The sequence below is a fragment of the Pedobacter sp. MR2016-24 genome (assembly GCF_026239655.1).
Classification (GTDB): Bacteria; Bacteroidota; Bacteroidia; order Sphingobacteriales; family Sphingobacteriaceae; genus Pedobacter.
In genome coordinates, this window is the sequence record NZ_JAPIVO010000009.1 from 68,066 (window position 1) to 80,485 (window position 12,420).

At 39.8% G+C, this 12,420-nt stretch carries 12 protein-coding genes; 6 read left to right on the top strand and 6 right to left on the bottom strand.

The annotated features are described in order from the left end of the window. Window positions 1-9: 9 nt before the first annotated feature. On the bottom strand, window positions 10-858 hold the full coding sequence (locus OQX62_RS22930) for a molecular chaperone (protein WP_265834000.1): 849 nt from the start codon (window positions 856-858) through the stop codon (window positions 10-12). A gap of 77 nt (window positions 859-935) precedes the next feature. Continuing rightward, entirely contained in the window at window positions 936-1,448 is a 513-nt protein-coding gene (locus OQX62_RS22935; protein WP_265834001.1) for a DUF4402 domain-containing protein, read from the bottom strand. Window positions 1,449-1,964: 516 nt separating this feature from the next. On the opposite strand from OQX62_RS22935, the gene OQX62_RS22940 reads away from it, so the two are divergent. The 3 genes from OQX62_RS22940 (at window position 1,965) to OQX62_RS22950 (ending at window position 5,123) form a co-directional block, all read left to right on the top strand. After that, a complete protein-coding gene (locus OQX62_RS22940) occupies window positions 1,965-3,650 on the top strand; it encodes a sodium/sugar symporter (RefSeq protein ID WP_265834002.1) in 1,686 nt (561 codons plus the stop codon). A gap of 169 nt (window positions 3,651-3,819) precedes the next feature. Further along, entirely contained in the window at window positions 3,820-4,707 is an 888-nt protein-coding gene (locus OQX62_RS22945) for a DMT family transporter (RefSeq protein WP_265834003.1), read from the top strand. An 89-nt stretch (window positions 4,708-4,796) separates the two neighbouring features. After that, window positions 4,797-5,123 carry a hypothetical protein gene (locus tag OQX62_RS22950; protein WP_265834004.1) on the top strand — a complete coding sequence of 109 codons (327 nt, stop codon included), beginning with the start codon at window positions 4,797-4,799 and terminating at the stop codon, window positions 5,121-5,123. 26 nt (window positions 5,124-5,149) lie between these two features. Here the strand turns inward: OQX62_RS22950 and OQX62_RS22955 are convergent, their stop codons facing one another. Continuing rightward, a complete protein-coding gene (locus tag OQX62_RS22955; RefSeq protein WP_265834005.1) occupies window positions 5,150-5,536 on the bottom strand; it encodes a group III truncated hemoglobin in 387 nt (128 codons plus the stop codon). Window positions 5,537-5,744: 208 nt separating this feature from the next. Here OQX62_RS22955 and OQX62_RS22960 point away from each other — a divergent pair, with 208 nt between their 5' ends. Both OQX62_RS22960 and OQX62_RS22965 read left to right on the top strand, forming a co-directional pair. Continuing rightward, the gene (locus OQX62_RS22960; RefSeq protein WP_265834006.1) at window positions 5,745-7,232 is read left to right on the top strand and encodes an IMP dehydrogenase; all 1,488 of its coding nucleotides are present in this window, start codon (window positions 5,745-5,747) and stop codon (window positions 7,230-7,232) included. Window positions 7,233-7,384: 152 nt separating this feature from the next. Beyond that, entirely contained in the window at window positions 7,385-8,656 is a 1,272-nt protein-coding gene (locus OQX62_RS22965) for an alpha-L-fucosidase (protein ID WP_265834007.1), read from the top strand. A gap of 328 nt (window positions 8,657-8,984) precedes the next feature. Here the strand turns inward: OQX62_RS22965 and cysC are convergent, their stop codons facing one another. The 3 genes from cysC to OQX62_RS22980 are packed head-to-tail and all read right to left on the bottom strand — an operon-like array spanning window position 8,985 to window position 11,160. Next, window positions 8,985-9,509: an adenylyl-sulfate kinase gene (gene cysC / locus OQX62_RS22970; protein WP_265834008.1), complete on the bottom strand. Its 525-nt coding sequence runs from the start codon at window positions 9,507-9,509 to the stop codon at window positions 8,985-8,987. Window positions 9,510-9,511: 2 nt separating this feature from the next. Continuing rightward, the gene (locus OQX62_RS22975) at window positions 9,512-10,471 is read right to left on the bottom strand and encodes a hypothetical protein (protein ID WP_265834009.1); all 960 of its coding nucleotides are present in this window, start codon (window positions 10,469-10,471) and stop codon (window positions 9,512-9,514) included. A gap of 14 nt (window positions 10,472-10,485) precedes the next feature. Further along, window positions 10,486-11,160, bottom strand: a complete 675-nt coding sequence (locus tag OQX62_RS22980) for an aspartyl/asparaginyl beta-hydroxylase domain-containing protein (protein WP_265834010.1) — start codon at window positions 11,158-11,160, stop codon at window positions 10,486-10,488. A gap of 71 nt (window positions 11,161-11,231) precedes the next feature. Between OQX62_RS22980 and OQX62_RS22985 the strand changes: the two genes are divergently transcribed. Beyond that, window positions 11,232-12,383, top strand: coding sequence for an AI-2E family transporter (locus OQX62_RS22985; protein WP_265834011.1), 1,152 nt, complete (start codon window positions 11,232-11,234; stop codon window positions 12,381-12,383). Window positions 12,384-12,420: the final 37 nt, after the last annotated feature.

The window sequence follows — 12,420 nt, forward strand, 5'->3', positions numbered from 1 at the left end:
TGTTTTCTATTAACGGAGAACGAGCTCCGTTTCTGCAAATACCAGTGGTTTAGCATCGGCTTGTGCCATATAGACTACCTGCAGTTTACCCTTATGGTAATCTATATCCGCTGTATTGTTCAGTATGATCTGAAAATGACGGACAGGATTTGGCGTGTATACTGATAATCCATTTACCAGTCCAACTTGTGTAGATGTACCCTTTGCGGAAATATAGTTCACTTTTAAGTCGCCATAAACCGATATATTACCCATCCGGTGAATCTGCATTTTCAGGACCCTGTTATTATCTGCCGTTTGCAAAGACAAATCAGATATACTGGCCGCCACTTTTGTTTCCCCATTTCTGATGATTACCGGGATAGCCAGACCAAAAACGGCAACCAATTTTACAGAGATGGAGCTTGTTCCTGTAACTGTATCTTTTTCGCCGAGTGGTTTAAACTTGGGAACAGATCTGAAGTATAAGTGTGACCTGTATTCTCCGGGTTTTAAATTGCTCGTATTCGTGAGCTGCAGTTTCACTACCTGTGCTTCATTTGGCGCCAGAACAACAGATCTGGGGAAAAATCTGAAATATTTGGTAGCAAAGTTCTGGCTGGTGTCAGTTTCTGCAAGAGGTTCAAAGTTGCCGTCTTCCTTCATCCTGTACTGGATTACAGAAATCTCATACCGTGCCGTGTCTTTACCTGTGTTGGCGAGATTCAACTCTTGTGTCCGTTTGGCATTTTCAAAAACCACTCTTCGTGGCATAATCAACAGATTGCCCTGAGCAAGAGAGGGCAGTGTAGAAAAAAGGCTGCAAATGGCAAACACATAAAAAAAGAAATGGGAATACGGAGAGCATACCTTCTTCATAGCGGATGGTTTTATAATAAACACCTGAACCTTTCAGTCCAGGTGTTTACAAATTTAAAGATGGTATCTATTGTTGTTTAGTTATAGTTCACGGTTACATCAAATGGAGTAGCTGACACATAAGTTCCTGCAGCCTGGCTGGCACTAACGTTTAAAGTTGCACCTACACGAAGTGTTTGTGTACCTGCTGTTAAAGTACCTGTAGCGGATGGCGTACTTGTAAATGCATTTACAATCATTGTATTGGATCCGCTGGTAATGGTCAGGTCTGCCGATGGCAATGTGATGGCATAAGTATATGCACCCTCACCAGTTACAGTAAATGTTGCGGCAGTAACCGTACCCGTTACTGCTGGTAGTGTTACTCCGCCAGTTACTGATCTTACTCCGGCAGGAGTTAAAACTACTGTTCCGGCTGTTGTAGTCACGGCTACATTTCCAAAATCCATATCCACTGTTTTTGTGATACTGATTGGTGTGACTATTGTTGCAGATGCTGTAGCTGATGCAGTTGCCTGTGCGGAAACAGATGCTGCTGTACAAACGATTAAGGCCACTAAAATGCTTGCTGTAGTAAATAATTTTTTCATAGGATTAGAGTTAATGTGAGTGTTTGAGATTTTCCTTATTCAAATCTCAGAATTTATTATTGCCTTAAAGAACATCCACTTACAATGAACGAAATGAACAGGCTGAATGAATTAAGGGATTCGGCTGAGGTGCGTCATCTGTTTGATTCCTGGCATATTTATCTTCAGGTCATAGGTTGGTTTTGGGGTTAAAAGCTCACAGGGCGGGTATTGGAATTTAGGAATACGGAGATGAATATATCATCTTGTTTTCTTTATAATAAATGGTAAAACAAGTCAATAAGCGTATTTAAGACGTTTATTGATACGCTTATACTTTTAAGTTAATCCCGATTTTCTTGTTTTTTAACCTTCTTTAAAGTTATATTTGGTCGTATTTTTTTCAGAAATAGATTATCTCTGGAAATGTATTTTGCTTTGATGCAGATTGATACGATTTATCAAAATTATGAGATGATTTGATCATGTGATCCGCGCCTAATGATATAAATTACTAATTCTAACCATTTAATAAACATGACCAGATTACACCAGTACGATTATATCGTATTCTTCGTTTACTTCATTATTGTCTCTTCCTACGGATTTTGGGTTTATTACAGTAAAAAATCAGCTTCCAGCGGCTCACAGGATTATTTCCTTGCAGAAGGATCGCTCACCTGGTGGGCAATCGGCGCTTCATTAATTGCTTCCAACATATCTGCTGAGCAGATGATTGGTATGAGTGGATCAGGCTTTAAACTTGGTCTGGCTATTTCTGCATATGAATGGATGGCCTCTGCTACATTGATTGTGGTGGCGATATTTTTTATGCCGGTTTATCTCAGGAATAAGATATCCACGATGCCACAGTTTCTAAGTCAGCGTTACAATGAAAGGGTGGCAATGATCATGGCGGTGTTCTGGTTAATGTTATATATCATTGTTAACCTGATGTCTATCTTATATTTAGGTGCATTGGCCATTAGCGGTATTTCGGGATTAAATCTTGGTTTCTGTATCCTTGCTTTAGCGGTATTTGCTATTTTCATTACGCTTGGTGGTATGAAAGTCATTGGCTACACCGACGTAATCCAGGTGTTTTTTCTGATTCTCGGAGGGGTTGTTGCCACTTATATTGCCCTCAACCTGATTTCTGGCGGTGCCGGAATCGTTAAAGGATTTGCATTGTTGAAAGATGGTGCTTCAGAGCATTTCCATCTGATTTTCAAGAAAGACAATCCAAATTATATGGATTTACCTGGATTAAGTGTGCTGATAGGTGGGATGTGGATTGCCAACCTGAGCTATTGGGGATGTAATCAGTATATCACGCAGAGAGCACTTGGCGCCAGTTTACCTGTGGCGCGTGCCGGTTTATTGTTTGCTGCATTTTTAAAAATGCTGATGCCAGTTATTGTTGTGATTCCGGGTATCGCGGTTTACTATATTGTTAAAGAAGATCTTGGAGGGATTAATGGTGCCAGTCTGCTTACTTCGTCGGGCGTTCAGGATCCCAATAAAGCTTATCCTGCATTATTGGGACTTTTACCGATCGGTTTAAAGGGACTTTCTTTCGCAGCGCTGACGGCGGCAATTGTTGCCTCTCTTGCAGGTAAAGCCAACAGTATCGCTACGATCTTTACACTGGATATTTATAAAAAAGCATTTAATACCGAAGCAAGCGAAAAAAGACTCGTTAACGTAGGTAAATTAACTGTAGTTGCAGCAATGATTCTTGCGGTTATCCTTTCTATGATTATTGGAGACAGCCTGATGGGAGAAGGTAAACAGGGATTCCAGTATATACAGGAATACACCGGTTTTGTATCTCCCGGGATTTTCGCCATGTTTATCCTTGGTTTCTTCTGGAAAAAGGCAACATCCAATGCCGCATTATTTGCCACCATTGGTGGTTTCATCTTTTCAGTGATCTTGAAGTTCCTGCCGGGCTGGGTAGATCTTTCTCCTTTAAATGCTTACGGATGGGCTGTAGCCAACGGGAATGGAGTTTTTGAGATTCCTTTTATGGACCGGATGCTGATTGTATTTGCGCTATGTGTTTCCGGAATGTATCTGATCAGTACGATTGAATACAAAAATGGAGTAGTGGCCAATGGATTGGAAATTGATTCAAAAATGTTTAGAGTGAGTAATTCATTTGCAATTGGTGCGTTGATTATTGTTTGTCTTATCGTAGCGCTGTATACTGCGTTCTGGTAGGAGCTAAGGATTAATTTTTCAATTACCAGTACCAAATCCCCTGTTTATAAGGGGATTTGGTACTGGTATGCTATATATCGGAAATGCACTTTGTATCAACTATCCGCAAAAACCTGTATATTGCTTTACGCTATCATCAAGATTTCCGCTCCTAAATACGCTCCCTGAAATGAAAAGAGCATTTACTTTTTTACATATTTCTATACTTCTTGCGGGATTTACCGGAGTTTTTGGCAGATTGATTACAATGAATGCTGGTTTAATCAGCTGGTACCGCTTATTGTTTTCGGGGCTTTTTTTACTGGTGTTTTTGAGGTTCAGCGGAAAGCTTAAAAGGTATGATGTATCTGCAGTATTAAAGATTTCTTTGGTGGGATTTATACTGGCAGTTAACTGGGTGTTTTTTTATGAAAGCATCAAATATTCAAATATCTCTATTGGGGTGGTCTGCTATTCGCTGACAGGTTTTTTTACGGCTATAATTGCACCGCTGATCAACAGAAAAAAGATTCAGTTTGCTGAAATACTACTCAGTAGCCTTACCCTTTGTGGAATTGCCCTCATCTTTGGTTTGGATGCCACTTATCGTACAGGTATTATATTCGGTATCATATCCTCCGTAATTGGCACCTTTTATACGATTTATAATGAGCGGCTGACTAAAACCTTTAATTCAGAGACCATCACACTTTACACGATGCTGGGCGGATGTGCTGGTCTGACCCTGATCATGCCTGCTTATCTTTTTCTTTCTCCTGCTGAAACCCTGCTGCCTTCTCGCGAAGCTCTGGTTTACCTGCTGCTGTTGTCTTTGTTTTGTACGGTATTGATGTACCTGTTGCTGACTAAAGCATTGCATAAAATATCGGCTTTTACAGTAAACCTGAGCTTTAACCTGGAACCCTTATACAGTATTTTACTGGCTATAGTAATTTATAAAGAAAATAAAGAATTGTCCGCTCCCTTTTATTGCGGACTGGTACTGATCATGCTTTCTGTAGTTCTGCAGATGTGGAGGGTTGCCCGTTATGACCATTCAGCGCATGTAAAAGAATAATCATCAAAAACCAGAAAGTACGAATCATCGTATCTCAAACAATAATGTTTAACTGATGTATTTTTTGCGAAACCCAATAGCTGATTACGATGACTTTTGTTAAAGAGAAAACGAAACTGGAAAAACTGAAGGTGCCGGTTCTGGCAATTGAAAAATATAGCGATACTAATTTTGACCTCCTCAATGAATCTTACCGGACCTATGCTGAGATTATAAGGTTTTTGTATTTAAAGCAGCCAAATGTGTTTGGAAATCTGTGTAAATATGAGCTCAGAGAGATTAAGGAAAGGAAGAAAAATACTAAAGAAAGTCCTAACGGACCAGCTATGGAGCAAAGTTTATTGGCCTATAAAAATGCCGTAGTCCACGCAATTGAACGAACACTGGATTATATAGCGGACTATATTGAATCCTGAAATACCCTCATTTTTATTACAATTGATCAAAGAATTTTGTATCCCGGATTTGCCCTCATGTGGTCTAGTTTACTTACAAACATAACAGACATAATCTCTGCTCTCGTTTTGACATCAATAGCCCTTTCTCCTTCAAAACCGGCGTCTATCGTTTCTCTGAAAAGAATCAGCCAGCGATCGAAATGTTCCTGTGAAATAGGTAAGGGGGCATGCCTGGCAAATGGGTTACCTTTAAATCCCTGTACACCAAATAATACGGCGTTCCAAAACTGATATATCTTTTCAAGATGTGGTCCCCAATCTTTAATTACGGCGCCAAATATGGGGCCTAAAAGATCGTCTTGCTGTATCTTTCCATAGAACTGATCTACAAAAAGCTTAATGTCTGTTGAATCCTTAATGTCTGCTTTCATATGAATAGAGTTATGGCGGATGATAGGTCTTTGTGGTGCTGACCGATGGAAGCTAACGCCTGGTAAATTATGAATATTGTAATCATTCACCAGAGCTGATCGCATTTACAAAGAGATCTGAGTAAATATATGTTATCTTTGGGATAATAATTCCCTGCGGGAAATATTATAAGATACCAACCTCTTTTTTAAAGCATATATTTTTAAAATGGCTCAATATTTAAACGAAACCTCAAGAACTTTTAGCGAATTTCTCTTGATTCCCGGACTCACATCTATAGATTGTATACCTGATAATGTATCACTGAAAACCTCACTGGTTAAATATAAAAAAGGTGAGAAATCGGCTGTTGAATTGAACATACCATTTGTTTCTGCGATTATGCAATCTGTGTCTGATGACCAGATGGCCATTGCACTTGCAAAAAATGGCGGTTTGTCTTTTGTATTCGGATCCCAGTCTATACAGAAACAGGTAGAAATGATAGAAAAGGTTAAGCAGCATAAATCTGGCTTTGTAGTGAGTACAGCCAACCTGATTGAAGAAAATACATTGAAAGATGTGATTGCTTTAAAATCCAGGACTGGTCACTCTACTATCGCCATAACGGATGATGGAACTGCCGGCGGTCGGCTTGTCGGCATCGTTACTGGTAGAGATTACAGAGCCGGAACGGATGCGATGGACAAAAAGGTGAAAGAATTTATGACACCTTTTTCGAAACTGATCACTGCAAAAATCGGAATTACCTTAAGTGAGGCCAATAATATTATCTGGGAACATAAGCTGAACAGTCTGCCTGTAATTGATGAACATAATAACTTTAAGTTTTTTGTTTTTAGAAAGGATTATGACAGTCATAAAGATAATCCATTGGAATTATCTGATTCGGAGAAAAAACTAATTGTTGGTGCCGGAATAAACACCAGAGATTATAAAGAAAGAGTACCCGCATTGGTTAATGCCGGTGTTGATGTATTGTGTATTGACTCTTCTGATGGATTTTCGGAGTGGCAAAAAGAGACACTGAAATATATCAAAGAACAATATGGCGATACGGTAAAGGTTGGTGCCGGCAACGTGGTTGATAAAGACGGATTTTTATATCTTGTAGCAGCAGGTGCTGATTTCGTGAAAGTTGGCGTTGGAGGTGGTTCCATCTGCATTACAAGAGAAACGAAGGGTATAGGCAGGGGGCAGGCGACTGCGCTGATAGAGATATCACAAGCGAGAGACGAGTATTTCGAAGAAACAGGGATTTACATCCCTATCTGTTCTGATGGCGGCATAGCACAGGATTATCACATGGCTCTTGCCCTTGCAATGGGTGCTGATTTCATGATGATGGGCAGGTATTTCGCAAGATTTGATGAGAGCCCGACACAGAAATTATTGGTTGGCGGAAATTACATGAAAGAGTACTGGGGAGAGGGATCTAACCGCGCCCGTAACTGGGAACGCTATGACATGGGCGGAAGCAACGGACTGAAATTTGAAGAAGGAGTGGATAGTTATGTCCCTTATGCGGGTAGTTTGAAAGACAATCTTGAAATTACGGTGGGTAAAATTAAGTCAACGATGTGCAGTTGCGGTTTTACAACCATCAGCGAATTCAAAGATAAAGCCAAGTTAACACTGGTTTCCTCTGTGAGTATTGTTGAAGGTGGAGCACATGATGTAGTGGTCAAAGAATAAAAGAACAATAGTATTAAAAAATATATTTTGCCAGCCTTATCTCACATAAGGCTGGTTTTTTTATATATTTATGTTAACCAGATATATAATATTAAAAATCAATGGGTAAAGCTATTTTTATAAGATTGATTGCGCTGTTAGTCCTAATATTGGTGATTTCCTCAACTGTTTCCGCACAAACGGACGTTGCTGATCAGCCTTCTGCTGTTCAGCTCAATGCCCGGCAGCACTTTATGGATATGAAGTTCGGATTGTTTATCCATTGGGGAGTTTACAGTATTTTGGGCGATGGCGAATGGGTAATGCACTCGCGCAAAATTCCTTATACCAATTATAAACGGCTTGCCGATTTTTTCAATCCTCAGGAGTTCAATGCAAAAGAATGGGTCGCCCTGGCCAAAAATACTGGGATGAAGTATATCACGATCACTTCAAGGCATCATGATGGCTTTAGTATGTATAAATCAAAAGCATCGACCTACAATATTGTTGATGGTACACCTTATAAAAAAGACCCATTGATGGAACTGGCCAAAGAATGCGAGAAGGAAGGAATTGAGCTACGGTTTTATTACTCTTTGCTGGACTGGGGCCGGGAAGATTATGCGTTCGGCAGTGAAATCAAGGATGGTAAACCCGTTAAGGGCGACTGGGAAGGCTATATCAGGTTTATGAAAACTCAGCTGACAGAGCTGATTACGAATTATCCATCTGTAAAAGGAATCTGGTTTGATGGGGAGTGGGATAGAAAGACGGCTGACTGGCATCTGGGCGAAATTTATGCATTAATACACCGGTTAAATCCGGCAATAATGATAGGAAATAACCATCATCTTTCACCAAAGCCAGGAGAAGATTTCCAGTTGTTTGAAAAAGATTTGCCTGGAAATAATTCTGCAGGTTTTAGTGCTGAGGCTAAGATTGGCAAAATACCGCTCGAAACTTGCGAAACCATGAACGGCAGCTGGGGTTTTAATATCAATGACAGGAAATATAAATCTGTAAAAGAGCTGGTCCATTACCTGGTTAATGCGGCCGGCAAAGACGCTAATTTCCTGCTGAATATAGGGCCTATGCCTAATGGAAAGATTCAGCCCGAATTTACAGACACACTGGCTAAGATAGGTGACTGGATGAAAGTAAATGGCGAAAGTATTTACGGAACGCGCGGTAACGTTATTGCGCCACAGCCCTGGGGTGTGGTCACAGCAAAGGGCAATGTATGGTATACACATGTGATGAAAATGCCTGCTGATCGCAAAGTGACTATTCCGGTCGGGAATAAAAAGCTAAAGCATGCTGAGCTGCTTGACGGAAATGTTAAAGTCAGTTTTAAGCAGCACAAAGGTACGGTCATCTTATTTCTTGAAAAGGCAGTCCCTGACAGCTTAGATAATGTTGTAAAATTGAAATTTAGCTTGTAGGTATCACACCGGAGAATGATAAAATCAGATTGTATCTGTAGTCTCGATTACGCAAGAAAAACACTCAAAACTTATTTGAACGTGGTTTGAGAGGAAGATGGAAACTATAGAAACAGGTAGTAACTGATATTCAAACTATATCAAAACGATTATTGCTAAGCGTTTAGTAAATGTTCTCTAAGGGTTTGGTAAGGGTTTGGTAAGCCTAAAAGGCTTACCAAACCCTTACCAAACCCTTATCACATATAGGTTCTAGCTAGTTTCAATATCAATTCAAGTACTTTTCTAGTGCTTGCTTCCCATACCAAGGTGATGATCCACCCAGGCTCTAAACGCCAGATTTGATGAAAGTGGCCAATAAATGAAGACTTTCCTGCTCGTTTAACTGATCTGTATGTAAGAGGAGGGCAGGATGAGATGGCTCTTCAAAGGTGTCATTTATCCCGGTAAGATTTATAATTTTATCAGGATGATAATCAGGAAGTAATGCCTTTTTGTATAAGCCCTTGGTGTCCCTTTCTATCAATATTCCTAATTCGCATTTCAGCCATATTACAGGGGCGTTAAATTGTTCACTCAATTTTCTTCTTCCTTCTTCGAAAGGATTAATAGCCGCAATAAGAATGAAATCATATTTATTGGAAACCTGATCAGCAATATTACCCAGTCGGGCAATATTTTCAAGGCGGTCTGCTTTACTGAAGCCAAGATCTTTACAATGGCTTTGCCGGTATACATCACCATCAATAATCATGACTTTAAATCCCTCTTCCTCCAAATGTCTTTGTACTGCATTAGCAAGTGTAGTTTTGCCAGCGCCTGATAGGCCACATAGCTGAAATATCTGTCCCATTGCTATTTGGAGTTGTTTAATAATTGAAGATAGGCCGTCATACAATTCTGATAAAAGAATTTTCCTTCGGCAGGAGCCGGGTCACCTTTAAAGACCTGTCCGGCATATTTGCTGTGGTAATTTAAGCGACGTAAAAGCTGTTCAGGATTATGGAGTTCAATAGCGGTATGTAAAGAAAATTCCAATACCATTTTCTCTACACCATTTGCATAATCAAAGAAATAATTTTTTGGATCATGCAATTTGGATACCCGGCTATATTCACGATATAATTGCTGTAAAACATCAGCGGTATAAGCATTAAAATCGCCTCCGTAATCTATTGTAGGATCAATTTTCAGTAAGCTTTTACTAATCAGTCCCGGAACGGCATGCATACCTCTTCTTTTGTCATGTGAAGCGAGTACTTCGTCTGGTCTTCTTGATAAAAAGAAAAAAGGGATATCCGGAAACCAGTTGCGCAATTGATCATAAAAATGAATATGCCAGCAATCCAGCTTGATGATAAAAGTAGATTCTGTAAAATTTCGTTGCTGCCCCATCAGATTTAAAGCTGCTTTAAACCATTTTTCGGCTTGATCATATCCAACTGCAGGATCTTTTTCTGCAGCTCTCAGAATTTCATCAAGTATTGGTGCTTCGGAGATGACTATATTTTCTTCTTGTGTAGTGCATGCTTGTGTTAATAAGGTAGAACCACAGCGTGACACATGAAAAATAAAAGCGGTAGGAGCAAGAGACGGAATCGTTTCTGCTGCTTGCATTAAAAAATCCATATCACTCCAACTTTTTAAGGCAGATCTCTCACACTGTCTCGCTCTGGCAATCGAAATGGTTTCTTCAAAAAAAGGCTCAGCGAATGCTTTGTCGCGAAAATCTAACCAACAGCTTCTCCATCCATCAGTCGGGTGAAAAGTCAGATTAATGGGAATCCAGTTTTGAAGAAGGTGTGGAGAGGTCATTCGGAAGAGTATTTTTATTTAAGATTTGCTATAATTGCTCTGGCGACGTCTGTATCCATCCGCTCTAGTTCAGCAATCATCCCGGCTTTTGTATTGTCATCATATTGCCGGTCGTTTATACGATAACCATGTTGTTCAAACAACTCATCTGTCCAGCTATTTCTGATGCCATCAATAATCAGATGGACACGGTCTGACCTTCCTTCGTTCATAACGCTATGGGTGGCGCTGAAATCCATATACCAGCATTCTCCTTCCTGAAGTTGCAGCCGTTCATCACCAATCGTAAAATAGACCCCTTCATTGGTCAGTAATGGAACATGAATACGAAAGAAGCCACTTTTATACGCGCAACCATAATCCTTATGTGGTTTAATCCTACTTCCAGGTGCAAGAGAAAGTAAGCGAACTGCTTCTTTATCGCATTTCCAGGAATCAATAATGCTTTTGATATAGGGTGTTTTTGCCAATAATGGAGTATCCTGATATCCATTGATTTCGGGATGCGCCAGTATGTCGTTCATAGCCCCGCTAGCAGAACGCAGAGCAATACTTTTCCAGCTACCTTCGAAATCACTTGTCTTGAAATGCAGTGGCCACTCATGTTTTAAGCAGGAATTTAGCTCTTCCTGCATCCTCAGTGCATCGTAGTTATGGCTAAATTTAATGTGGAGCGGTTGTTTATTCATAAATAAAACCTAATTTAACAACAATTTATCAAACACAGTGTTTATTACTCAATAATTTAATACGGAGAATAATGAAGGGCCGGATCTTTAAGGTAAGAACAAATACAGCAGGTGAAATACCGGAAGATCAAAGTATTGCCATAAAACAATCCTTCCCATTTTACATCAAGGCTCCAATGGTGGTTATTGGGATATACTTATTCTTTTATATCCTATTTTTGCTGCAGGACATCATTGTTCCTTTTGCATTTGCCGGTCTGATATCGATCTTATTAAATCCTGTTTATAACAGATTTCAACGATGGAAACTAAATAAGATAGTAGCCATTACGTTTACTATTCTCCTGGCTGTACTGCTATTGGCCGGTATATTGTTTTTCCTTTCCTCTCAGATTGCGCAGTTCGGGGAGATGATCCCACAATTAAAGGCAAAATCATTAACTATGTTTCATGATTTGCAAGCCTGGCTTTCTTCGCAATTTGGTATTACTATCGAAAAGCAGATGAGTATGATCAGTGAAGGAATGAACAATAGCAAAGCATATCTGGGAAAGACACTTGATACTGTATTCGGTATGTTAAGTTTTCTGGTACTAATACCATTGTACGTTTTTCTTCTTCTTTTCTATAAACCTTTGATTCTCAATTTTATTTTTGAGGTATTTGATGAAGATAATTCTGATCAGGTAGCGGATATTTTACATGAGACCAAATCAGCGGTGCAAAGTTATATTGTGGGCCTGATGATTGAAACCACAATGATTGCAGTGCTGAATTCTGCTGCATTACTGCTGCTTGGCGTGCCTTATGCTATCCTGATTGGTGTGATCGGGGCGATTTTAAATTTGATTCCTTATTTAGGTGGTGTAGTTGCCATCGCGCTGCCGGTATTAATGGCTATTGTGACTAAAGAGGGGTTCACTACGCCATTATTGATCATTGCTGCCTACTCCTTTATCCAGTTTATAGATAATAATATCCTGGTACCAAAAGTGGTTTCTTCAAAAGTATCCGTAAATGCACTGATATCAATTATTGTAGTGCTGCTGGGCGGGATGTTGTGGGGGGTTAGCGGAATGTTCCTGTCTATTCCGTTTATCGCCGTATTTAAAATAATATTTGATCGTATTGAAGAACTGAAACCATGGGGCAAACTTCTTGGTGATCAAATGCCGGATGACGTGCCGGTGAAAGTGGTGAACAAAGAGGAAACAGACGATTAAATTGTTTTGATTGCGGACTATCCTGTTTTGATAGATT